At 54.0% G+C, this 24,029-nt stretch carries 23 protein-coding genes; 10 read left to right on the top strand and 13 right to left on the bottom strand.

What is annotated here, in order from left to right; translation table 11 throughout:
• Positions 1-11 precede the first annotated feature (11 nt).
• The 3 genes from DK872_RS23640 to yieH are packed head-to-tail and all read right to left on the bottom strand — an operon-like array spanning position 12 to position 2,215.
• Complete coding sequence (locus DK872_RS23640; protein WP_007369388.1) at positions 12-908, bottom strand: ADP-ribosylglycohydrolase family protein; 897 nt, start codon at positions 906-908, stop codon at positions 12-14.
• A gap of 27 nt (positions 909-935) precedes the next feature.
• Positions 936-1,523, bottom strand: a complete 588-nt coding sequence (gene cbrC, locus DK872_RS23635; RefSeq protein ID WP_035886833.1) for a PF03691 family colicin E2 tolerance protein CbrC — start codon at positions 1,521-1,523, stop codon at positions 936-938.
• A 26-nt stretch (positions 1,524-1,549) separates the two neighbouring features.
• Entirely contained in the window at positions 1,550-2,215 is a 666-nt protein-coding gene (gene yieH / locus DK872_RS23630; protein ID WP_071921734.1) for a 6-phosphogluconate phosphatase, read from the bottom strand.
• A gap of 167 nt (positions 2,216-2,382) precedes the next feature.
• Here yieH and DK872_RS23625 point away from each other — a divergent pair, with 167 nt between their 5' ends.
• Positions 2,383-3,720: an NCS2 family permease gene (locus tag DK872_RS23625; RefSeq protein WP_035886832.1), complete on the top strand. Its 1,338-nt coding sequence runs from the start codon at positions 2,383-2,385 to the stop codon at positions 3,718-3,720.
• Between the two features lie 36 nt (positions 3,721-3,756).
• Here DK872_RS23625 and DK872_RS23620 read toward each other — a convergent pair whose 3' ends face one another.
• The 7 genes from DK872_RS23620 to rpmH all read right to left on the bottom strand — a co-directional run bounded on the left by DK872_RS23620 (position 3,757) and on the right by rpmH (position 9,138).
• Positions 3,757-4,323, bottom strand: coding sequence for an NADPH-dependent FMN reductase (locus tag DK872_RS23620; RefSeq protein ID WP_007369392.1), 567 nt, complete (start codon positions 4,321-4,323; stop codon positions 3,757-3,759).
• A gap of 20 nt (positions 4,324-4,343) precedes the next feature.
• Positions 4,344-5,087 (bottom strand): 4'-phosphopantetheinyl transferase superfamily protein, encoded by a 744-nt coding sequence (locus DK872_RS23615; RefSeq protein ID WP_007369393.1) that lies wholly within the window; start codon positions 5,085-5,087, stop codon positions 4,344-4,346.
• A 197-nt stretch (positions 5,088-5,284) separates the two neighbouring features.
• Positions 5,285-6,649, bottom strand: coding sequence for a tRNA uridine-5-carboxymethylaminomethyl(34) synthesis GTPase MnmE (gene mnmE / locus DK872_RS23610; protein WP_007369394.1), 1,365 nt, complete (start codon positions 6,647-6,649; stop codon positions 5,285-5,287).
• A gap of 102 nt (positions 6,650-6,751) precedes the next feature.
• Positions 6,752-8,398, bottom strand: coding sequence for a membrane protein insertase YidC (yidC, locus tag DK872_RS23605; protein WP_007369395.1), 1,647 nt, complete (start codon positions 8,396-8,398; stop codon positions 6,752-6,754).
• A 2-nt stretch (positions 8,399-8,400) separates the two neighbouring features.
• Positions 8,401-8,658 carry a membrane protein insertion efficiency factor YidD gene (gene yidD, locus DK872_RS23600; RefSeq protein ID WP_071531959.1) on the bottom strand — a complete coding sequence of 86 codons (258 nt, stop codon included), beginning with the start codon at positions 8,656-8,658 and terminating at the stop codon, positions 8,401-8,403.
• Positions 8,622-8,981: a ribonuclease P protein component gene (rnpA, locus tag DK872_RS23595; protein ID WP_035886831.1), complete on the bottom strand. Its 360-nt coding sequence runs from the start codon at positions 8,979-8,981 to the stop codon at positions 8,622-8,624. Before rnpA ends, yidD begins: the two co-directional genes overlap by 37 nt.
• A gap of 16 nt (positions 8,982-8,997) precedes the next feature.
• Entirely contained in the window at positions 8,998-9,138 is a 141-nt protein-coding gene (rpmH, locus tag DK872_RS23590; RefSeq protein WP_000831330.1) for a 50S ribosomal protein L34, read from the bottom strand.
• A gap of 604 nt (positions 9,139-9,742) precedes the next feature.
• Here rpmH and dnaA point away from each other — a divergent pair.
• The 6 genes from dnaA to DK872_RS23560 all read left to right on the top strand — a co-directional run bounded on the left by dnaA (position 9,743) and on the right by DK872_RS23560 (position 18,280).
• Positions 9,743-11,140 (top strand): chromosomal replication initiator protein DnaA, encoded by a 1,398-nt coding sequence (gene dnaA / locus DK872_RS23585; RefSeq protein ID WP_007369397.1) that lies wholly within the window; start codon positions 9,743-9,745, stop codon positions 11,138-11,140.
• Between the two features lie 4 nt (positions 11,141-11,144).
• The gene (gene dnaN, locus DK872_RS23580; protein ID WP_007369398.1) at positions 11,145-12,245 is read left to right on the top strand and encodes a DNA polymerase III subunit beta; all 1,101 of its coding nucleotides are present in this window, start codon (positions 11,145-11,147) and stop codon (positions 12,243-12,245) included.
• Between the two features lie 140 nt (positions 12,246-12,385).
• Positions 12,386-13,459: a DNA replication/repair protein RecF gene (recF, locus tag DK872_RS23575; protein WP_007369399.1), complete on the top strand. Its 1,074-nt coding sequence runs from the start codon at positions 12,386-12,388 to the stop codon at positions 13,457-13,459.
• A 28-nt stretch (positions 13,460-13,487) separates the two neighbouring features.
• A complete protein-coding gene (gyrB, locus tag DK872_RS23570; RefSeq protein ID WP_007369400.1) occupies positions 13,488-15,902 on the top strand; it encodes a DNA topoisomerase (ATP-hydrolyzing) subunit B in 2,415 nt (804 codons plus the stop codon).
• A gap of 223 nt (positions 15,903-16,125) precedes the next feature.
• The gene (yidA, locus tag DK872_RS23565; RefSeq protein ID WP_144134632.1) at positions 16,126-16,938 is read left to right on the top strand and encodes a sugar-phosphatase; all 813 of its coding nucleotides are present in this window, start codon (positions 16,126-16,128) and stop codon (positions 16,936-16,938) included.
• Positions 16,939-17,053: 115 nt separating this feature from the next.
• On the top strand, positions 17,054-18,280 hold the full coding sequence (locus tag DK872_RS23560) for a DUF3748 domain-containing protein (RefSeq protein WP_007369402.1): 1,227 nt from the start codon (positions 17,054-17,056) through the stop codon (positions 18,278-18,280).
• A 1-nt stretch (position 18,281) separates the two neighbouring features.
• Here DK872_RS23560 and DK872_RS23555 read toward each other — a convergent pair whose 3' ends face one another.
• Complete coding sequence (locus tag DK872_RS23555; protein WP_007369403.1) at positions 18,282-18,611, bottom strand: YceK/YidQ family lipoprotein; 330 nt, start codon at positions 18,609-18,611, stop codon at positions 18,282-18,284.
• A 311-nt stretch (positions 18,612-18,922) separates the two neighbouring features.
• Here DK872_RS23555 and ibpA point away from each other — a divergent pair, with 311 nt between their 5' ends.
• Together ibpA and ibpB are read left to right on the top strand one after the other, a co-directional pair.
• Positions 18,923-19,336: a small heat shock chaperone IbpA gene (ibpA, locus tag DK872_RS23550; RefSeq protein ID WP_007369404.1), complete on the top strand. Its 414-nt coding sequence runs from the start codon at positions 18,923-18,925 to the stop codon at positions 19,334-19,336.
• A gap of 111 nt (positions 19,337-19,447) precedes the next feature.
• Positions 19,448-19,876 (top strand): small heat shock chaperone IbpB, encoded by a 429-nt coding sequence (gene ibpB, locus DK872_RS23545; RefSeq protein ID WP_071921730.1) that lies wholly within the window; start codon positions 19,448-19,450, stop codon positions 19,874-19,876.
• Positions 19,877-19,918: 42 nt separating this feature from the next.
• Here ibpB and oxlT read toward each other — a convergent pair whose 3' ends face one another.
• The gene (gene oxlT / locus DK872_RS23540) at positions 19,919-21,181 is read right to left on the bottom strand and encodes an oxalate/formate MFS antiporter (RefSeq protein WP_071921729.1); all 1,263 of its coding nucleotides are present in this window, start codon (positions 21,179-21,181) and stop codon (positions 19,919-19,921) included.
• Between the two features lie 276 nt (positions 21,182-21,457).
• Here oxlT and DK872_RS23535 point away from each other — a divergent pair, with 276 nt between their 5' ends.
• Complete coding sequence (locus tag DK872_RS23535) at positions 21,458-23,119, top strand: putative transporter (protein ID WP_007369408.1); 1,662 nt, start codon at positions 21,458-21,460, stop codon at positions 23,117-23,119.
• Here DK872_RS23535 and DK872_RS23530 read toward each other — a convergent pair.
• Positions 23,066-23,833: a GntR family transcriptional regulator gene (locus DK872_RS23530; protein WP_072440492.1), complete on the bottom strand. Its 768-nt coding sequence runs from the start codon at positions 23,831-23,833 to the stop codon at positions 23,066-23,068. The genes DK872_RS23535 and DK872_RS23530 overlap by 54 nt on opposite strands.
• Positions 23,834-24,029: the final 196 nt, after the last annotated feature.

Raw genomic sequence — 24,029 nt, 5'->3', positions numbered from 1 at the left:
TTGTTGCAGGGTTATTTGGCCAGTAACTTTCTCGCCAGAGTATCAATATCCCCGTACTGCCACAGTTTTTCCTGCCACTGCTGCGGGATTCCATTAATACCGTAATACGCGCCAGCCAGTTGCCCGGCGATAGCGGCGGTGGTGTCCGCATCGTCACCGAGATTGGTGGCCAGCAGGATAGTTTCTTTAAAGTTTTTACCCTGCGCAAAGCACCACAATGCCGCTTCCAGACTCTGCACGCAGTAACCCGTACCGAAGATCTCCGCTCGCGTTTTCTTCAGGTAGTTCCCTTCAGCTATGCGACGCAGATTCTCCTGTTCCGGTAGCTGCGGGATAGCTGTCAGCGTTTCCCGCTTACTTTTACCGCTCAGGGCGTTCATCAGCATTTGTGCAAACAGGCGACAGCAGGCGAGCGCTTCTGGTGCTGCATGCGTGGTTCGCGATGAGGCTTCGGCATACTCCAGCGCCAATAACTCATCGGGGAAATACCACAGCACCACCGGCGCGAGGCGCATTAACGAACCGTTTCCTGCCGTTCTGGGATGGCTGGAACCGGCAAACGGATCGCCGTCATTCGCATATTTTTGCAATGCGTGTGCGACTGTCGTACCAATATCAAAACAGTGGCCGGTGGCGCTTAAGTAACCCCATTGCCACCAGTTCATATACCGGTTCATCTGATCCTTTGCATCAAACCCCTGGCGAGCGATCAGGCTTTCCGCAAGGCACAGCGCCATAGAGGTGTCGTCTGTCCATTGCCCCGCCTGCAGATGAAACGGCCCGCCTCCCACCATGTCGGTGATGGGCGGAAAGGAATCTTTTGCACTGAATTCCACCGCCGTGCCGACGGCATCACCGATGGCTAGGCCGAGCAAACAGCCCTGATAACGTTCGAGTAATTCCGACATCTGTTGTTCCTTATTCCGTGGAACTGCTCAGGAAAAATCCGCCCATAACCGTAATTTGCCGCAGTGTAAGCAGCGGAAGAGATATCCCTGGCAGTCGCCACCATCGAGCAGGTATTCCGGTAATTTCTCATAATCCATGCCGAAGGCATCGCAATCGGCCTGAATATCCACGAACTGGTCGAGTTTGTCAGCAATATCTTGCCAGCCAACGTAGCCGATAAACGCGCAGAAATCATTACAGTGCGCCAGCCAGTACTCCTGCTGCCAGCCACAATATCCCGGTGTTCTCTGAGTCAATTCCTGCAAACTGGCTTCCGGCCACGGATTTTTGAAACCGGTAAATTCACCCTCATCATCGAACAGGCTGTCCACACCTTCAATGCTGGACTTATCGTGAAAGCTGCCGCCAAATTTTTGCGCGGCGGAACCATCCGCGATGCACCACGGGCAAAGGGTATCGACATCCGCTGTGGTGTAAAACGGGTTGGTGTAATACACGTCCGTTAGCTGTTCACAGCAGGCGCAAGTCACAGTTTTTCTTTGTGAAAAGACGCCCGTGTCCAGGGGCTGAGGGTGGTACTTAAATACCGGGAGAGAACGGTTTGTCTGAGCCATAAAAACATCCTGTTTAGTGGTTTAGATTAACGCGTAACATGCCACCCACGCGCACGCCAGAGTTCCGGCAGCTGCGCTAAATCAGTGAACGTCGTCACTTTAGGGTGATCAATGGGTTTGTTATGCGGATCGGCGCAGAAGTAATACACTTCCATCCCTGCCGCGATTCCTGATTGTGCCCCAGCGGAGGAGTCGTCCACCAGAATACAGTTCACAGGATCAACATTCAGCGCTCTGGCTGCATGGTACATTAACGCCGGATCGGGCTTCCAGCGTTGGATGTCATAACCGCTAAACAGTTTTCCAGGAAAGTGATGTAGCATGCCTAATTTGCCCAATGAGTGTTGCATTTTGCTGACCGGGCCATTAGAAACCACACACATCGGTACACTCACTGCATCCAGCAATGCGTTCGCACCGGCAATTACTTCCAGTTCGCTGTCGAACAGGCGCGCCACTTCCGCACGATAAATGGGTTCAAGCGCCTCTTTCTCCAGGCTTACACCGCGCTCTCCGGCGATGACATCAATAATTTCGTATAACTTCATGCCTTTAAAGCGTTTAAAGACCTCTTCCAGATCCAGTGTGATGCCAAAAGCCTGAAACATATGCACATAGGCGCGGGAACAAATAACTTCACTATCGACCAGGGTGCCGTCACAGTCGAAAAATATTGCATCAATGTGGGACATGCCATTTCCTGTTATTGCGAGTTTAACGTTTACTTAACGCAGATAGCGAAACGCAATCGTTGCCGTATAAGCAAATTCAATGAAAAAAAGTGTGTGATAACCGTCAATATTGTCTCATTTTGGTATAGGATAGCGACGAATTTTCCCCCCTATTCCGGAAATTGATAATGAGCCAACAACACACTACCCAGGCTTCGGGCCAGGGGTTGCTTGACCGCGTGTTTAAATTACGCGAGCACGGCACATCGGCACGCACCGAAGTGATCGCCGGTTTCACGACGTTTTTGACGATGGTGTATATCGTTTTTGTTAACCCCCAGATTCTGGGCGTCGCCGGGATGGATACCAGCGCAGTATTTGTGACCACCTGCCTGATTGCTGCGTTCGGCAGCATCCTGATGGGGCTGGTAGCTAACCTGCCGGTTGCGCTGGCACCGGCAATGGGTCTGAACGCCTTCTTTGCGTTTGTGGTTGTTGGCGCCATGGGGCTTTCCTGGCAGATCGGCATGGGCGCAATCTTCTGGGGCGCGGTGGGTCTGTTGCTGCTTACCTTGTTCCGCGTTCGTTACTGGATGATCGCCAATATTCCGGTCAGTCTGCGCGTGGGTATCACCAGCGGTATTGGGCTGTTTATTGGCATGATGGGGCTGAAAAACGCTGGCGTAATCGTGCCGAACAAAGAGACGCTGGTGAGCATCGGTAACCTGACTTCCCACAGCGTTCTGCTGGGCGTTCTTGGTTTCTTTATCATCGCTATTCTGGCGTCGCGCAACATTCACGCCGCTGTGCTGGTGTCGATTGTTGTTACTACACTGCTGGGCTGGCTGCTGGGCGATGTGCAGTATCACGGTATTGTTTCTGCGCCGCCGAGCGTGGCAAGCGTTGTCGGTAATGTGGATCTGGCCGGTTCCTTTAATATTGGCCTGGCGGGTGTGATCTTCTCGTTTATGCTGGTGAACCTGTTTGACTCCTCCGGTACGCTGATCGGCGTGACCGATAAAGCCGGGCTGGTGGATGAAAGTGGTAAGTTCCCGCGCATGAAGCAGGCGCTGTTTGTCGACAGCGTCTCTTCGGTGACTGGTGCCTTTATCGGTACCTCTTCTGTTACCGCGTATATCGAGTCTTCTTCTGGTGTTTCTGTTGGCGGCCGTACCGGTCTGACTGCGGTGGTGGTTGGCCTGCTGTTCCTGCTGGTGATCTTCCTGTCGCCGTTAGCGGGTATGGTACCAGGCTATGCTGCTGCGGGTGCGCTGATCTATGTGGGCGTGCTGATGACATCCAGCCTGGCGCGTGTGAATTGGCATGATCTGACAGAAGCCGTGCCGGCGTTTATCACTGCGGTAATGATGCCGTTCAGCTTCTCGATTACCGAAGGTATCGCGCTGGGCTTTATCTCTTACTGCGTGATGAAAATCGGTACTGGCCGCCTGCGCGATCTCAGCCCATGCGTGATTGTGGTTGCGGTGCTGTTCCTGCTGAAAATCGTCTTTATCGACGCGCATTAATGCTTTTCCCCTCTCGCGCTGCGGGAGGGGGTTCCATTACGGCTTAACGCGCTGAATATACTCGCCGAAAGCCGTAAGCTGGCCAGTCAGATGGTCAAGCGTGCTTTGATCAACCACTTCTCCCGTCTGCTGATCAACCTTGCTTTGAATCACCCCACCCATAAACTCCGGTTTGTTCATGACCATCGCATCAAGGAACACCAGGATCTGGCGCAGATGATACTGGCAACGCGCGCCGCCAATCGCGCCCATTGAGCTGGTCTGAATCAGCACCGGCTTACCCGCCAGCGGCTGCTCTGGTAAGCGAGACAGCCAGTCAATCGCATTCTTCAGGCCGCCCGGCACTGAGTAGTTATATTCCGGCGTCACAATCACCACGCCGTCAGCCGCACGGATATGTTCGGCAAGTTCCTGCACACTTTCCGGGAAACCTTCTTCTTGCTGAATATCGGCATCATACAGCGGGATATTGGCAATCGAAGGCAATGGCGTGATGTCCATGCCCGCTGGCGCAAGCTTAGGCAATGTGCGCGCGACCATGGCATTAAAAGAGCCTTTACGCAGGCTACCGAGCAGGGTCACAACCTTGAGTTCAACAGACATGATGACTCCTCATTATGGGATCAATTAAGGATCAGGGCTTTTTCTGCGGGCAAGCTGGTGAAACGCATTAACCGGGAGGCGGGATCGTTGGCGCGCGTTTGCACATCGGAGAGATAACGCCACCCTGTACGGCTATCGAATTCCCATATTTTCAGGCTTTCGATGGCCGGAGATACCGCTACAGACCAGATCAGCACATCTTCTGCATCAGACATCACTTCAACCCGCGTTAGCGGCGTCAGACGCAGACGTCCGGAGCCAGGCAACAGTTGCAGCAGGCCTTGATCATCGTGCATTTGATGGATCAATTTCATTGCACTCTGGCGCAGCGTGACAAGTTGAGTTTGCGCTTCGTTGGGATCGTTTTGGTTATTGATCCACAGCAGTTCATTATTGCTGAAAAGGGGCTTCTGCGCGTGCACACTGTGAAAACTGCGCGTAGCGCGTTGCAACTCCATATCCAGACCGCATTCGCCTTCAGTCGTAATGGCGACACCCACCATATTCCCGGCATAGGCCAGCGAAAAGTGCGGCAGCCTCACGTCGGCAAACTTCGGCTTGCCGCTGGATTCAATGACTATCTCTGGCAGTTCGCTGGTGCCATACAGCATAAACATCATTTCAGCGAGTAATGCACGGGAAGCAAGAAAACGTGTGCGGCGATGCTCAGGAAGCTGGCGAGCCGTATCGTGACAGGACACCGGTAGTCGCGTGGAGACAAGATGCCCTTCGGAAATTATCCCTCGTGCAAAATGCGTAGCCATTTTTCTCTCCGTGATAATGGTCTGAATGAATCGAATCGATAGTGAATATTATCGCCCATAGTCCATAGGTTTTAATGCGGAAATTGGTTTCTGAAAAGTCCTGGCGGGGATATTTACACTTTGTTTGGCCAATCCCGCACTTTACGAGGCTTCGTCGTTATAACAGGAACGGCCATTTTTATGGCCGTTCGGTACGATTACTTACCAATACAGAAGCTGGAGAAGATACGGCCCAGCAAATCATCGGAGGTAAATTCGCCGGTGATCTCACTCAGGTTCTGCTGCGCGAGGCGCAGCTCTTCGGCCAGCAATTCACCTGCCCAGGCACCCAGCAGTTGCGCTTTACCCTGTTGCAGATGCTCTGCGGCCGCTTCAAGCGCCTGTAAGTGCCGGCGACGCGCCAGGAAACCGCCTTCCATGCTGGTGTCAAACCCCATACTCTGCTTGAGATGCTGACGCAGCACGTCAACGCCTTCGCCGGTACGCGCGGAGAGACGCACAAGTGAGTGATTGTTCACATCGCTGATACCCAGCGGCTCGCCGGTAACATCCGCTTTATTGCGTACCACGGTGATCGGTAATCTGGCGGGCAGACGGGCAATAAAGTCCGGCCAGATTTCTGCCGGATCAACCGCATCGGTGGTGGTGCCATCAACCATAAACAGCACGCGATCGGCCTGCTCAATCTCCTGCCAGGCGCGTTCGATACCGATACGTTCCACTTCGTCGCTGGCTTCGCGCAAACCGGCGGTATCGATAATGTGCAGCGGCATACCGTCGATATGTATGTGCTCGCGCAATACGTCGCGCGTGGTGCCTGCAATATCCGTCACAATAGCGGCTTCACGCCCGGCCAGCGCGTTCAACAGGCTCGATTTCCCTGCATTTGGGCGACCAGCAATGACCACTTTCATTCCTTCACGTAACAGGCTTCCCTGACGCGCTTCAGCTCGTACCGCGTCCAAATCGGCGATAACGTCGTTCAACTGGGCTTCGATTTTGCCGTCTGAAAGGAAGTCGATCTCTTCATCCGGGAAGTCGATAGCCGCTTCCACATAGATTCGCAGGTGAGTAAGTGCTTCCACAAGGTGGTTAACACGGGCAGAGAAAGCGCCCTGCAACGAGTTCAGTGCGGAGCGCGCGGCCTGTTCGGAACTGGCGTCAATTAAATCGGCAATCGCTTCAGCCTGCGCCAGATCGAGCTTATCGTTAAGGAACGCACGCTCGGAGAACTCGCCCGGCCGGGCAATGCGCAGCCCCGGTAAGGTCAGTATGCGTTTTAACAGCAGGTCGAGGATAACCGGGCCGCCGTGCCCTTGTAGCTCCAGTACATCTTCACCGGTAAAGGAGTTCGGGCCCGGGAACCACAGCGCAATGCCTTGATCCAGCGCGCTGCCATCAGCGTCCTGGAATGGCAGATAGTCGGCATAACGCGGTTTCGGCAGCTTGCCCAGCACCGCCTGCGCCACGTCTCGCGCTTTTACGCCCGAAATACGCAGGATCCCCACCCCACCGCGTCCCGGTGGGGTGGCCTGTGCGACGATAGTGTCGTTATGGCTCATGGTATGTTTTCCGAAATCTCAAAATAAAAAAGGCGGTCAACTGACCGCCCTTTGTTTGTTGTTCCTTTTGCCGGGTGGCGCTTCGCTTACCCGGCTCGCGTATCAGGAGCTTTTCTTCTGGCGGCTATGCAGACCGCGCTTCTCCAGACCACGGTAAATCAGCTGCTGCTGAATGATGGTCACCAGGTTGCTGACGATATAGTACAGCACCAGACCTGACGGGAACCACAGGAAGAACACCGTGAAGATGACCGGCATAAAGGTCATGATCTTCTGCTGCATCGGGTCGGTCACGGTGGTCGGCGACATCTTCTGGATGAAGAACATCGTTACGCCCATCAGGATCGGCAGAATGTAGTACGGGTCCTGTGCAGACAAGTCATGGATCCACAGTGCGAACGGCGCATGGCGCAGTTCAACGGAACCCATCAGCATGTAATACAGCGCCAGGAAGATAGGCATCTGAATAATCAGCGGGAAGCAGCCGCCCAGCGGGTTTACTTTCTCCGCTTTGTACAGCGCCATCATCTCCTGACTCATACGCTGTTTGTCGTCACCCAGACGCTCACGCATGGCCTGAATCTTCGGTTGCAGCATGCGCATTTTCGCCATGGAGGTGTACTGCGCTTTGGTCAGCGGGTACATGATGCCACGAACGATGAAGGTGATTGCGATGATGGAGAAGCCCCAGTTACCCAGGAAGCTGTGGATCCACTTCAGCAGTTTGAACAGCGGCTGAGAGATAAACCACAACCAGCCGTAATCCACGGTCAGATCCAGGTGCGGCGCCGCCGCAGCCATTTTGTCCTGAATTTCCGGGCCGACCCACAGGGTGCTGTTCAGCGCGGTAGTCTGACCCGGCTGCACCAGTACCGGCTGGGATTTATAACCGATAGCGGCTACGCCATTACCCAGATTGCTGGTATAGAAGTTATTCGCACCTTCGTTACGAGGGATCCATGCGGTAGCGAAATACTGCTGCAGCATCGCAACCCAGCCGCCATTGGAGCTGACGTTCAGGTTTTCGTTATCGGCGATGGTGTCGAATTTGTATTTTTCATACTTCGCGTCAGGCGTGGAATACGCCGCACCGCGGAAGGTATGCAGCGCAAAGTTGCTGCTGCCGGTATCGCGGTGAGAAGGCAAATTGATGGATTGCTTCAGCTGACCAAACGTTGCTACTTCCAACGGTTTATCACCGGCGTTTTGCACACTGTAGCCTACGTTCACCGCATATTCGCCGCGTTTCAGCGTGAAGGTTTTGGTGAAGGTATTGCCAGCCGCGTCGGTGTAAGTCAGCGGGATCGCCAGTTCGTTCTGACCATCAGCCAGCACAAACGCATCTTTTTCTACGTTATACAGTGGGCGCGGGCCGTTAGCCGGATTATCCGGGCCGTCACGACCGGTCAGGCCGCTTTGTGCCTGATAGATAAACTGCGGCGTAGTTTCCAGTAACTGGAACGGCTCATTGGAGCCCAACTCTTTCGGGTATGTCGGAAGCAGTGCCTGCTCAACATCACCACCACGGGTGTTGATGGTCAGCTCAAGCACATCGGTTTTCACCGTGATCAGTTTCCCCTGGCCACTGGCTGGTACGCCCTGGTCGGCTGCGCTACCCGCTGCGGTGGTCGTAGTCTGCGTGGTCTGCTGCTGCGCCGGAGGAGGATTTTTATCCTTCTCCCACGTTTGCCAGATCATGAAAGACACGAACAACAAAGCGATGATAAAAAGATTGCGTTGCGAATCCATCGTTAGTGTTCTCTGGTTTTAGAAGGTCCTGGCGGGACGGGATCGTCGCCACCCGGGTGTAAAGGGTGGCATTTTAATACGCGTTTCATTGTCAACCAACTGCCTTTTAACATACCAAACCTGCGCAATGCCTCAATTCCATATTGCGAACAGGTGGGGGTGAAACGGCAGTGCGGCCCAAGTAGCGGACTAATCAGGCGTTGATAGACCCTAATCAGGGCTATCAGGACCCGTGAGCCAGGCGACAATGGCGGCGCCATAATTTTTCCAACGCTTCCGAGAGAGCACGGTTATCGAGGTCGGCAACCCCCTTCTTCGCCACCACCACGAAATCCATTGCTGGCAATTCATGCTGGCGTAAACGGAAACTTTCACGCGTCAGACGTTTAATCCGATTGCGTTCATGGGCGCGTTTAACATTTTTCTTGGCGACGGTCAGACCGATACGGGGATGCCCCAGCGAATTCAGGCGGCCGAGGATGGTGATTTGCGGCGTGCCAGCCCGTTGTGGCTGCTGGAAGACGAAAGTGAAATGAGTGGGAGTTAACAAACGTAACTCCCTGGGAAAAGCGAGCTTAACCACTCAGGGGTTAGCTTTATTACTTGGAAACGGTCAGACGTGCGCGGCCTTTAGCGCGACGACGAGCCAGAACCTGGCGACCATTTTTAGTAGCCATACGAGCACGGAAGCCGTGAGAACGGTTGCGCTTCAGTACAGACGGTTGAAAAGTGCGTTTCATGGCGGTTTCTACCTAAACTTGAATAAATTCACTGACTTTTGCGTATGCCTGAACGGATATCGAACGACAGGCGCGCAAGCCATGGGTAATTAAAGAGGCCGGATTGTAATAATTGTACACTCCAGAGTCAATTCTCTTTCCTTATAGCGCACGTATTTTCGCACATAATCGCGCAAAAAATAAGCTGCATTCGACGCCTGAAAACGAGCAAGACGCGCCGGGGGCAGAATTATACGGGGCAAACGGCAAAGCGCAAGGATCCTCCAGGATCTTCATTAGATCGTTTAAGCAAGAAATCATCATTACTCATTAAATTTTCCAATATGCGGACTAAAACGTCCCGCACGCCTGCGCGGATCGATTACACTTAGCCGGTTCCGAATTGCCCTGTGGATAAATCATAAAGAATCTGTGAGAAACAGAAGATCTCTGCGGCGGTTTACGCTATGATCCGCGGTCCCGATCGCGATCCAGGATCGTTCTTAGGGCACAAACCGTAGATAGCGGTTCGCACGTCACCCGGTTGGGTCTTATCGATGTGCGTCAAAAAACTTTAATGTTTCTGTCTTTTTATTTATCGATTTTCGTTCGAGTGGAGTCCGCCGTGTCACTTTCGCTTTGGCAGCAGTGTCTTGCCCGATTGCAGGATGAGTTACCAGCCACAGAATTTAGTATGTGGATACGCCCGTTGCAGGCGGAACTGAGCGATAACACGCTGGCACTGTACGCGCCAAACCGTTTTGTGCTCGATTGGGTAAGAGACAAATATCTTAATAATATCAATGGACTGCTGAATGAGTTCTGCGGCCCGGATGCCCCGCAGCTGCGTTTTGAGGTGGGTTCCCGCCCGGTCAGCCAGTCGCTGAAAGAACCTGCGACAATCGCTGCGCCCGCACAGGCGGCGCAGGTCGTCGTTCAGCGTGCAGCGCCGGCAGCGCGTCCTGGCTGGGACAATGTTCCTGCGCCGGCAGAGCCGACCTATCGTTCCAATGTTAATGTGAAACATACCTTTGATAACTTTGTTGAAGGTAAATCCAACCAGCTGGCTCGCGCGGCGGCTCGCCAGGTTGCGGATAACCCCGGTGGTGCCTATAACCCGCTGTTTTTATATGGCGGTACAGGTCTGGGTAAAACGCACTTGCTGCATGCGGTGGGTAACGGCATTGTGGCGCGAAAGCCGAATGCCAAAGTGGTGTATATGCACTCCGAGCGCTTTGTCCAGGATATGGTAAAAGCCCTGCAAAACAATGCGATCGAAGAGTTTAAACGCTACTACCGCTCCGTTGATGCCCTGCTGATTGACGATATTCAATTCTTTGCCAATAAAGAACGATCCCAGGAAGAGTTTTTCCACACCTTTAACGCGTTGCTGGAAGGCAATCAGCAGATCATTCTTACATCGGATCGCTATCCGAAAGAGATCAATGGCGTTGAGGATCGTTTAAAATCTCGCTTTGGCTGGGGCTTAACGGTAGCGATCGAGCCGCCGGAACTGGAAACCCGCGTTGCGATCCTGATGAAAAAAGCAGATGAAAACGATATTCGTCTGCCGGGCGAAGTGGCCTTCTTTATTGCCAAGCGCCTGCGCTCGAACGTGCGTGAGCTTGAAGGGGCGCTGAACCGCGTGATTGCTAATGCCAACTTCACCGGTCGCGCGATCACCATCGATTTTGTCCGTGAAGCATTGCGCGATCTGCTGGCGCTACAGGAAAAACTGGTCACCATTGATAATATTCAAAAGACAGTGGCCGAGTACTACAAGATCAAGGTTGCGGATCTTCTCTCCAAGCGTCGATCCCGTTCGGTAGCACGTCCGCGCCAGATGGCGATGGCGCTGGCAAAGGAGCTGACTAACCATAGCCTGCCGGAAATCGGTGATGCTTTTGGTGGTCGCGACCATACTACCGTGCTGCATGCCTGCCGTAAGATTGAGCAGTTGCGTGAAGAAAGCCATGATATCAAAGAAGATTTTTCCAATTTAATCAGAACATTATCTTCGTGACGCTATGAAATTTACCGTTGAACGTGAACATTTATTAAAGCCGCTGCAACAGGTTAGCGGCCCATTGGGCGGTCGCCCGACGTTGCCTATTCTCGGTAATCTGCTGCTTCAGGTTACTGAAGGCGCGCTGTCGCTGACCGGCACCGATCTTGAAATGGAGATGGTGGCGCGCGTTGCGCTGGTTCAGCCGCATGAACAGGGCGCAACCACGGTACCGGCGCGTAAATTCTTCGACATCTGTCGCGGTCTGCCGGAAGGGGCGGAAATCGCCGTGCAGCTGGAAGGCGAGCGTATGCTGATCCGTTCCGGGCGCAGCCGTTTCTCGTTATCCACGCTGCCCGCTGCGGACTTCCCGAATCTGGACGACTGGCAAAGCGAAGTGGAGTTCACGCTGCCGCAGGCCACGATGAAGCGCCTGATCGAAGCGACACAGTTCTCCATGGCGCATCAGGACGTACGTTACTACTTAAACGGCATGCTGTTTGAAACCGAAGGCGAAGAGCTGCGTACCGTGGCCACTGACGGCCACCGTCTGGCGGTCTGTTCGATGCCAATTGGCGAATCATTGCCGAACCATTCGGTGATCGTGCCGCGTAAAGGCGTGATTGAGTTGATGCGTATGCTTGATGGTGGCGATACGCCGCTGCGCGTGCAGATTGGCAGCAACAATATTCGTGCGCACGTCGGTGATTTCATCTTCACTTCCAAACTGGTTGATGGCCGTTTTCCGGATTATCGTCGCGTTCTGCCGAAGAATCCTGACAAAACGCTGGAAGCTGGCTGCGATTCGCTCAAGCAGGCATTTGCCCGCGCGGCGATCCTCTCCAACGAGAAGTTCCGTGGTGTGCGTCTGTATGTCAGTGAGAACCAGATCAAAATCACCGCCAACAACCCGGAGCAGGAAGAAGCCGAAGAGTTTCTCGACGTCACCTACGCTGGCAGCGAAATGGAAATCGGCTTTAATGTCAGCTATGTGCTGGACGTACTGAATGCGCTGAAGTGCGAGAACGTACGTATTCTGCTGACGGATTCAGTTTCCAGCGTGCAGATTGAAGATGCGGCCAGTCAAAGCGCGGCCTATGTCGTCATGCCAATGCGTTTGTAGAAAAGTATCGGGCTATCTTACTTGTTATTCTGGCTCCGGGCAGTGCTCGCAATCCTCACGTACTTCAGTACGCTCCGGTTGCTGTGCGCTGGCCGTAACCAGACTAACTGCGACGATAACGCCCTGGTGATGAGTAAATCATGTCGCTAACCCGATTACTGATCAAAGATTTCCGTAACATCGAGAATGCAGATCTCGCGTTATCTCCCGGCTTTAATTTCCTCGTCGGCGCCAACGGCAGCGGTAAAACCAGCGTGCTGGAAGCCATTTACACGCTCGGTCATGGCCGGGCGTTTCGCAGTTTGCAAATCGGCCGCGTGATTCGTCATGAGCAGGAATCCTTTGTTTTACATGGGCGATTGCAGGGCGAAGAGCGCGAAACCTCGATTGGTTTGACCAAAGATAAGCTCGGCGACAGCAAGGTGCGCATTGACGGCACCGACGGTCACAAAGTCGCTGAACTGGCCCTGCTGATGCCGATGCAGCTCATCACCCCTGAGGGGTTTACTTTGCTCAATGGCGGCCCCAAATATCGAAGAGCGTTCCTTGACTGGGGTTGTTTTCACAATGAGAGCGGTTTTTTTACCGCCTGGAGCAATCTCAAGCGCCTGCTGAAGCAGCGCAACGCCGCATTGCGCCAGGTGAGCCACTATGCGCAGCTTCGTCCGTGGGATAAAGAGTTGATCCCGCTGGCGGAACAGCTAAGCCGCTGGCGTGCCGAATACAGTGCCGCCATTGCGGAAGATATGGCTGATACCTGCCGCCAGTTTTTACCGGAGTTCTCCCTCACTTTTTCGTTTCAGCGCGGGTGGGAAAAGGAGACCGATTACAGTGAGGTGCTGGAGCGCAATTTTGAGCGCGACCGCATGCTGACTTACACCGCTCACGGTCCGCATAAAGCGGATTTCCGCATCAGGGCGGACGGTGCGCCGGTTGAAGATACGCTGTCTCGCGGGCAGTTAAAACTCCTGATGTGCGCGCTGCGTCTGGCGCAGGGCGAGTTTTTAACGCGTGAAAGCGGACGACGCTGTTTATACCTGATAGATGATTTTGCCTCCGAACTTGATGACGAGAAGCGCGGCCTGTTAGCCAGCCGGTTAAAAGCCACGCAGTCACAGGTTTTTGTCAGCGCGATCAGCGCCGAGCACGTAATGGACATGTCGGACAAAAATTCGAAGATGTTCACCGTGGAAAAGGGTAAAATAACGGATTAACCCAAGATAAAATGAGCGAGAAACGTTGATGTCGAATTCTTATGACTCCTCCAGTATCAAAGTCCTGAAAGGGCTGGATGCGGTGCGTAAGCGCCCGGGTATGTATATCGGCGATACGGATGACGGCACCGGTCTGCACCATATGGTATTCGAGGTGGTAGATAACGCTATCGACGAAGCGCTCGCAGGGTACTGTAAAGACATTGTCGTCACCATCCACAGCGATAACTCTGTCTCTGTACAGGATGACGGCCGTGGTATCCCGACCGGTATTCACCCGGAAGAGGGCGTTTCCGCAGCGGAAGTGATCATGACCGTTCTGCACGCAGGCGGTAAGTTCGACGATAACTCCTATAAAGTTTCCGGCGGTCTGCATGGCGTAGGTGTTTCCGTGGTTAACGCCCTGTCGCAGAAACTGGAGTTGGTGATCCAGCGCGACAACAAAGTCCATCGTCAGATTTATGAGCACGGCGTGCCGCAGGCTCCGCTGGCGGTCACCGGTGAAACCGAATCGACTGGTACGATGGTGCGTTTCTGGCCAAGCTATGAAACCTTCACCAACGTCACCGAATTCGAATATGAAATTCTGGCGAAACGCCTGCGTGAGTTGTCCTTCCTCAACTCCGGCGTTTCTATTCGCCTGCGCGACAAGCGCGACGGCAAAGAAGACCATTTCCACTATGAAGGCGGCATCAAGGCGTTTGTTGAGTATCTCAACAAGAATAAAACGCCGATCCACCCGAACATTTTCTACTTCTCCACGGAAAAAGACGGTATCGGTGTGGAAGTGGCATTGCAGTGGAATGACGGCTTCCAGGAAAACATCTACTGCTTTACCAACAACATTCCGCAGCGCGACGGCGGTACTCACCTTGCTGGCTTCCGCGCGGCGATGACTCGTACGCTGAATGCCTACATGGATAAAGAGGGCTACAGCAAGAAAGCCAAAGTCAGCGCCACCGGCGACGATGCCCGTGAAGGCCTGATTGCTGTGGTTTCGGTAAAAGTGCCGGATCCGAAATTCTCCTCGCAGACCAAAGATAAACTGGTCTCCTCTGAGGTGAAAACGGCGGTTGAACAGCAGATGAATGAACTGCTGGCTGAGTACCTGCTGGAAAACCCGTCCGACGCGAAAATCGTGGTCGGCAAGATTATTGATGCGGCGCGCGCCCGTGAAGCTGCGCGTAAAGCTCGTGAAATGACCCGCCGTAAAGGCGCGCTGGATCTGGCCGGTCTGCCGGGCAAACTGGCTGATTGCCAGGAGCGTGACCCGGCGCTGTCCGAGCTCTACTTAGTGGAAGGGGACTCGGCGGGCGGTTCTGCGAAGCAGGGCCGTAACCGTAAGAACCAGGCGATTCTGCCGCTGAAAGGTAAGATCCTCAACGTTGAGAAAGCACGCTTCGACAAGATGCTCTCTTCGCAGGAAGTGGCGACGCTTATCACTGCGCTGGGCTGCGGTATTGGCCGCGATGAGTACAACCCGGACAAACTGCGCTATCACAGCATCATCATCATGACCGATGCGGACGTCGATGGCTCGCACATCCGTACGCTGCTGTTGACCTTCTTCTACCGTCAGATGCCGGAAATCGTTGAGCGTGGTCACGTCTACATCGCTCAGCCGCCGCTGTACAAAGTGAAGAAAGGCAAACAGGAACAATACATTAAAGATGACGATGCGATGGATCAGTATCAAATCGCCATTGCGCTGGACGGCGCAACGCTGCACGCCAACGCCAGCGCACCAGCTCTGGCCGGAGAGCCGCTGGAAAAACTGGTTGCCGAGTATAACGCTGCACAGAAAATGATCGGTCGAATGGAGCGCCGCTTCCCGCGTACGCTGCTGAAAGCGCTGGTGTATCAGCCGACGCTGACGGAAGCCGATCTTTCCGACGAACAGAAAGTGTCTCGTTGGGTGAACGCGCTGGTTACCGAGCTGAATGAGAACGAACAGCACGGCAGCCAGTGGAAGTTTGATGTACGTGAAAACAGTGCGCTGAGTCACTTCGAGCCGATCATTCGCGTGCGTACGCACGGCGTCGATACCGACTATCCGCTGGATCACGAGTTTGTTACCGGTGGCGAATATCGTCGTCTGTGCACGCTGGGTGAAAAACTGCGCGGCCTGATTGAAGATGATGCCTTTATTGAACGCGGTGAGCGCCGTCAGCCGGTCACCAGCTTTGAGCAGGCACTGGACTGGCTGGTGAAAGAGTCGCGCCGTGGTCTCGCTATCCAGCGTTATAAAGGTCTGGGCGAGATGAACCCGGAACAGCTGTGGGAAACGACCATGGATCCGGAAAGCCGCCGTATGCTGCGCGTGACCGTGAAAGACGCCATCGCTGCTGATCAGCTGTTCACCACGCTGATGGGCGATGCCGTTGAACCGCGTCGTGCGTTTATCGAAGAGAACGCCCTGAAAGCGGCGAATATCGATATTTAACGGCTTACAGGCCGAATTGTAGGCCGGGTAAACGCAGAGCCACCCGGCGAAAAGCGCCTGATGGCGCTGCGCTTATCAGGCCTGGAGGCTGAATCCTCCGTTTTATGGCGAAAAAGGGGAATCCCGGTTCCCCTTCCTGTCCCCCTTTTCACCCCGTCGCGCTGCTGTTTTTTGAGCGGAATCGCGTTAGCATGGGTCCTGAAAAATCTCATCTGGGGATCTCATGGCTATAAAACTTATTGCAATCGATATGGACGGCACGCTGCTGCTGCCGGATCACACCATCTCTCCCGCCGTTAAAAATGCTATCGCCGCTGCGCGCGAGCGCGGTATTAACGTGGTGCTGACCACGGGCCGACCCTATTCGGGCGTTCACAGCTACATGAAAGAGCTGCATATGGAGCGGGAAGGTGATTATTGCATTACCTACAACGGCGCACTGGTACAGAACGCCATTGACGGCAGCACGGTAGCGCAAACGACGTTGAGCTATGATGATTACCGCTACCTGGAGAAACTCTCCCGCGAAGTTGGTTCTCATTTCCACGCCCTTGATCGCAATACGCTTTACACCGCAAACCGGGACATCAGCCACTACACGGTGCACGAATCTTACGTGGCAACGATTCCGCTGGTGTTCTGCGAGGCAGAAAAGATGGATCCCGCAACGCAGTTCCTCAAAGTGATGATGATTGATGACCCGGTGATCCTCGATCAGGCTATTGCCCGCATCCCGCAGGAAGTGAAAGAGAAGTATACCGTGCTGAAAAGTGCGCCGTACTACCTCGAAATACTGGATAAACGCGTCAATAAAGGCACCGGTGTGAAATCCCTTGCCGAGGCGCTGAATATCAAGCAGGACGAGATCATGGCGATTGGCGATCAGGAAAACGACATCGCAATGATCGAATATGCTGGCGTGGGTGTGGCGATGGATAACGCCATTCCATCGGTGAAAGAAATCGCGAACTTTGTCACCAAATCCAACCTTGAAGACGGCGTTGCTTACGCCATCGAGAAATTTGCCCTGAACTAAGCGATTCTCGCAGGCAGGAGCGCATTGCTCTTGCTTGTGGCTTTCCGAATCGTAGTCATTTCCCCTCGGATCCATTACTCTGAAGCGCTTACTCCGCTTCCGGGTTTATCCGCTAATGAAACAACTCACCTTCGCTGCGCGTCACCATCAACTGACCAATATTCATAGCTGGACACCAGACAGCCAGTGGCTGGTTTTCGATGTTCGCCCTTCCGGCGCATCGTTTACCGGGAAAACCATTGAGCGTGTCAATGTGCACAGTGGTGAGGTTGAAGTGCTGTATACGGCAACGGACGGCGCGCATGTTGGTGTGGTGACGGTCAGTCCACAGGCGGAAAAATATGTTTTTATCCATGGCCCGGAAAACCCTGACGACAACTGGCAGTATGATTTTCACCATCGCCGGGGCGTTATTACGGAAAAGGGCGTAACGCGGAATCTGGATGCGCTGGATATCACCGCGCCTTACACGCCGGGCGCGCTGCGCGGCGGCACGCACGTGCATGTGTTCAGCCCGAATGGTGAAAACGTCAGCTTTACCTATAACGACCACGTTATGCATGCGCTTTCTCCGGCAAAAGATCTGCGTAATGTCGGCGTTGCGGTGCCGTTTGGCCCGGTAACGCCGCCCTGCACACATCCGCGTGAATATGGCGGCAGCCACTGGTGCGTACTGATCAGCCGCACAACATCCACGCCCGTGCCGGGCAGCGACGATATCAATCGTGCTTACGAAGAGGGATGGGTTGGCAACGACAGGCTGGCGTTCATCGGCGATACGCTTTCGACAGGCGGTGAAAAAGTGCCGGAGTTGTTTATTGTCGCGCTGCCTGGCGATGAACAAGGCTGGAAAACCGCAGGTGATGCGCCGCTGGCGGGCAGCGAACAAACTCTGCCCGCGCCGCCAAAAGGCGTGGTGCAAAAGCGTCTGACATTCACTCACCAACGCCGTTATCCTGGCTTAGTAAATGTGCCGCGCCACTGGGTGCGCAGCAATCCGCAGGCCACGCAGATTGCGTTTTTGATGCGTGATGAGCGCGGTATTGTGCAGTTGTGGTTGATAAGCCCGGACGGCGGTGAACCGCGCCAGTTAACTTTTACTGCCGGTGGTATCCAGTCGGCCTTTAACTGGCATCCCTCCGGCGAGGCGCTGGGATTTGTACTGGAAAACCGCATTGCGCTATGCGATGCCGGGCGCGGTGACATCACCTTTTTGACATCCGATCACGTAAATCCACCGTCTGCCGATGCCGTGGTGTTTTCACCAGACGGGAAGCTGATCGCCTGGATGGAAGAGGTGGAAGGCTTCCGCCAGCTGTGGATGACGGAAACCCGACTGTAAATCAGGGAGCAGGCATGGGCGCTGGCGGGATCACCGAGTTGGTCGCCAGGTTTGCCTGTTCGCTCTTTTCAACCCGTGATTTGATGGAATCATCCTTGCGGAAGAGATCCCACGGCAGCAGTAAGGTGTCCATGACAGCGGTAAAAGGCATATCCAGTACCACCAGCGACTTGGTGCCAATGCCAGTTTCATCATCGGAAAGCATGGCCGAACTGGCGCGCGTTCCAGGATAAACCCCTTCTTTGCCGCCCGTATGCGACATGACGCTTGAGCAACCTGACAACATCATTCCGTAGAGCAAAACAGAAACTATAAGCGTTGTTTTCATCATCGATTAATCATCGTTGTTTGTAGTTTGAATGCTACTCAGGCGGTTATAGCCTCCCTTTTGGGAAAGGGATAGCATTCGGGTTCCGCTCTGTGGCGGTACTCGCACTTTGTCCTTTTGTGCTGTGATCCCAGTCTATGCATTGCGCCAGAAAGTGCAAAAAAAAGTCGGTATTCCACCCTTGAAATCAGACCCGTCAGCCATATTTTAGGAATGTAACCAAGAAACACGCCGGAAGGGTGTTGGGTTACGGTAATGGCCTGTTCCTTGTGGAAGGCATGGAAAAATCTCGCTGATTTCAGGAGCTTTTAAGTATGCGTAATTTCGATCTCTCCCCGCTTTATCGTTCGGCTATTGGTTTTGACCGTCTGTTTAATCTGCTGGAAAACAACCAGAACCAGAGCAATGGCGGTTACCCTCCGTACAACGTTGAATTAGTGGATGAAAACCACTACCGCATCGCCATTGCTGTGGCCGGTTTCGCTGAGAGCGAACTGGAAATCACCGCGCAGGACAACCTGCTGGTGGTGAAAGGCTCCCACAGTGACGAGCAAAAAGAGCGTACTTACCTCTATCAGGGCATTGCCGAGCGCAACTTCGAACGCAAATTCCAGCTGGCGGAAAATATTCATGTCAATGGTGCCAACCTGGTGAACGGCCTGCTCTACATCGATCTGGAACGCGTGATCCCGGAAGAGAAAAAACCGCGTCGCATCGAAATTAACTAATTGTTCCGGGTTGCCACTGGCGGCCCGGTCCCGACATGCTCGCCGACAGGGGGCATATGTGAGCCATTGCGCTCGCAGGTATTCACTCGCTTCTTAGAAGGAGAAACACTCATGCGTAACTATGATTTATCCCCGATTTTTCGTCAGTGGATTGGCTTCGACAAACTGGCTAACGCCCTGCAAAGCACCACTGAACAGCAGTCTTTCCCTCCTTACAACATTGAGAAAGGCGACGATAACCACTACCGCATCACCCTTGCGCTGGCCGGTTTCCGCCAGGAAGAGCTGGATATTCAGCTGGAAAATAACCGCCTGACCATTAAAGGCACGCCGGAAAAACCGGCCAACGAGCCGAAATGGTTGCATCAGGGGTTGGTGATACAGCCGTTCAGCCTGAGCTTTACGCTGGCCGACTTTATGGAAGTCTCCGGCGCGACCTTTGCCAACGGTTTGCTGCATATCGATCTACTGCGTAACGTGCCGGAAAGCGCGGCGCCGCAACGGATTGCCATCAGCAATCGACCGGCGTTAAATAGCTAACGGCTGCAGAACAAAAGGCTCCGCATACGGAGCCTTTATTGTTTATGCGTGAACGCGCTGCAAAAAACGCTGCCGCCAGGGTTTGAGCACGAAAAAGGCCAGCAGCGCGCAGAGAATATCAAGCGTGATGGCGCAGCCAAACACCAGATTCCAGCTTCCCGTTTGCTGATACATCAGCGCCGCCAGCGGCCCGCCAAAGATGGAACCAATCCCCTGCGAAATATAGAGCCAGCCGTAGTTCGCTGTCGCATGCTGCGTGCCGAAGGTATCGGTTAGCGTGGCGGGGAAAAGTGAAAAAATCTCGCCCCAGCCGAAAAAAACCACCCCGGAGAGCAAAACAAACAGCAGCGGATCGTCTTTGCACAACAACCACAACGCCATCGCACAGCCTTCCAGGCCAAAAGCGATAAACATCATATTTTCGCGACCGATGCGGTCAGAAATATAGCCGCACACCGGGCGCGTCAGCCCGTTCATAAAGCGGTCGATGGTCATCGCCAGCGGCAGCGCCGCCACGCCCATTACGGTCACTGCGGTAATACCGAAATCTTCGGCGAAAATCGCCATCTGTGAAGTGACCATCAGCCCGGAGGTGGACATCATGGTCATCATCACAAACATCAGCCAGAACAACGGCTTGCGTAGCATCTCTCCTGGAGAAAAACTTTTAGCACTCATCGCCAGGCTACTGTTGCTCTCCTGCGTGTTGAGTGTTTGCGGCGCGCGTAGCCCCTGGCTGGCAATAAAACCAATGACCGCCATGACCAGCCCGAACTGCCAGAGCGTGTTTTCCAGCCCCTTCGCGGCCAGCGATTGTGTGACCGGAAAGGTGGTCAGAATCGCGCCCATGCCATAGCCCGCCGCCACCATCCCTGTGGCAAATCCGCGTTTTTCCGGGAACCAGCGCACCATCAGACCCACCACGCCGATGTAAACAATCCCGGTGCCAAGGCCGCCCAGCACGCCGTAATAGAGATAAAGTTCGCTCAGGCTACTGATGGTTGAGGTCAGCATCCAGCTTACGCCGCTCAGCACAGTACCAATGGCAATTAACCTGCGCGGGCCGAACTTATCGATCAATCGCCCCTGAAAAGGTGAGAAGAAGGTTTGCAAAATGATCAACAGGGAAAAGGTGAGCTGAATTTCCGCCAGCGGAACGTTCAGCTTTGCCATAAAAGGGCGCGTAAACAGCGCCCAGACATATTGCGGGCTGGAGATGGAGATCATACACAGCAAGCCCAGCGCTAACTGGGTCCACTTTTTCTGGCTGGTAACCACTACGTGAGTCAGTGTTGTATTTGTCATGCCGCCCCCTGTTTTTAACAAAAGTGGGCTTTTGCATTAACCATGCCATAACCTATTGTTGTGTCTGACATTCCCGGAATGCTTAGCAGGCGCACGGTTTTTTCCGCCCGTGTCGGTAAAAGGGTGTGCTTTTGTTCAGGGCAACGGTTTTCTGCTGGTGCAATCTTCGCCACATTCTGAGGCAAATAAATTCCATACACTGTGTAAGGGGTAACCTATACAGCTATTACGGGTTCTGCCAAACTCCTTGCAGTCATCATGTACAGGGAAAAGATCATGAGTGATATTGCCTTAACGGTAAGCGTACTGGCGCTGGTGGCCGTTGTCGGATTGTGGATCGGCAATGTGAAGATCCGCGGTGTGGGTTTCGGTATTGGCGGTGTGCTGTTTGGCGGGATAATTGTCGGCCACCTTTTAGATAAACTGGGTATCACTATAAGCGGTCAGATACTGCTTTTTGTGCAGGAATTTGGCCTGATCCTGTTTGTTTATACCATCGGCATCCAGGTGGGCCCGGGGTTCTTCGCTTCTTTACGCGTTTCTGGCCTGCGCCTGAATCTGTTCGCTGTTTTAATCGTTGTTCTCGGCGGTCTTGTCACCACCATTCTGTATAAACTTTTTGCCATTCCGCTGCCGGTGGTGCTGGGGATTTTTTCCGGTGCGGTCACCAATACGCCAGCGCTTGGCGCAGGGCAGCAGATCCTGCGTGATTTAGGCATTCCTGGCCCGCAGCTCGACCAGATGGGGATGAGCTACGCCATGGCGTATCCGTTTGGTATTTGCGGTATTTTGCTCAGTATGTGGCTGCTACGCGTGTTGTTTCGCGTTAATGTCGATGAAGAGGCGCGACAGCACGACGCAACGCTAAGCAATGGCACTTCACTGATCCGCACCATCAATATCCGCGTGGAAAACCCGAATCTCAACAATATGGCGATTCAGGACGTTCCCATTCTTAACAGCGATAAAATCATCTGCTCGCGTCTCAAACGGAATGATTTACTGATGGTGCCCTCGCCGGGCACGCTGATTCAGTCCGGAGATTTGTTGCATCTGGTGGGGCTTCCGAAGGATCTGCATAACGCGCAGTTGGTGATAGGCAAAGAAGTTGATACCTCTTTGTCGACGCGCGGTACGGATTTGCGTGTCGAACGCGTGGTGGTAACCAACGAAAAAGTGCTGGGGAAAAAAATCCGCGATCTGCACTTCAAGGAGCGCTACGACGTCGTGATTTCCCGCCTGAACCGCGCCGGTGTGGAGCTGGTAGCCAGCAGCGATGCCAGCCTGCAATTCGGCGATATCCTTAATCTTGTCGGGCGTCCGGCGGCAATCGAAGCGGTGACTAACGAAGTCGGCAATGCCCAGCACAAGTTGCAGCAGGTACAAATGCTGCCGGTGTTTATTGGTATTGGGCTTGGCGTTCTGCTGGGATCGTTGCCGTTGTATATACCAGGGTTTCCGGCAGCGCTGAAGCTGGGTCTCGCGGGCGGGCCGCTGATTATGGCGTTGATTCTTGGGCGAATTGGTACGATCGGCAAGTTGTACTGGTTTATGCCGCCCAGTGCGAACCTGGCGCTGCGCGAACTGGGCATTGTGCTGTTCTTGTCGGTGGTGGGGCTGAAATCGGGCGGTGATTTTATTGCCACGCTGACCCAGGGCGATGGGTTGAAATGGATGTGTTATGGCATTCTTATCACCGCCATTCCGCTGATCACCGTCGGTTTACTGGCGCGAATGCTGGCGAAGATGAACTATCTGACCCTCTGCGGCATGCTGGCCGGGTCGATGACCGATCCGCCGGCGCTGGCGTTTGCCAACGGCCTGCATGCCACCAGTGGCGCGGCGGCACTCTCGTATGCGACGGTTTATCCGCTGGTGATGTTTTTACGTATTATCACCCCACAGCTTCTGGCGGTACTGTTCTGGGGGATGGGTTAATGGCGTTCCGGCATGAACACGGCGCAGGTGGTAATCCACCTGATACTCGCTGGTGTTGCGGAACATCACTGAGTAGTTAAGAAATTCGCCGCTGTCGCTGTAGGAGAGTGAAGTAATACGCAGCAGCGGCGTTTGTTCCGCCACGTTCAGCAAGCTGGCCACCTGTTTATCGGCCAGCACCGGCGTCAGGCTCTCGTAGTTACCGCTGATGGTGATTCCGCACTCCTTCTCGATATAATCGAATTTCGACCCCTCCAGATGCCCCAGTGACAGCGAACGGAATAGTTTCACCGGCATATAGCTGTCTTCCAGCATCAGCGGCTTTCCCTCTACGTAGCGAACCCTCCGTGAGAAGTAGATCCGTTCGTTAATTTGTATGCGCAACTGGCTGGCAATGGCTGGCGGGGCCGGCATCACTTCGAACTGCAAAACCTGGCTCTGCACCTCTTTGCCCTGTCGGCGCAGCACTTCTACCAGCCCAGTCAGATTGGTGGTTTCATGATGAACGTCTTTGCGTGCGACAAATGTCCCGCTGCCGTGACGGCGTACCACTAATCCCCAGCCCACCAGCAGATCAACCGCCTTGCGAATCGTCATTCGCGCCACGCCAAACTCCAGCGCCAGCGCCTTTTCGCCCGGTAACGGGCTGCCGATATTGTAATCCGATGAATTGAGCCGCAGGCGTAATCGCTCAGCAATAGATTTGTAGATCACCTGTAGACCTCTCTGCCCCCGTCAGCGGGAACATTGCCTCTGAATATGTCCATTTTTTGCCTGAAAAGTAGACCTGAGCGCGTGAAATAAAACCATGAAAGCGATCACGAATCACAGCGGCGCGCCATGTTGGCGCGGCGGCGACTTCTTATGCTGCTCACAGGTCCACAAAAAACCAACAAGGCCTCTACCCCCT

The organism is Kosakonia sp. MH5 (assembly GCF_009935945.1).
GTDB lineage: Bacteria > Pseudomonadota > Gammaproteobacteria > Enterobacterales > Enterobacteriaceae > Kosakonia > Kosakonia radicincitans.
This window is presented reverse-complemented; position numbering and strand designations above follow the sequence as displayed.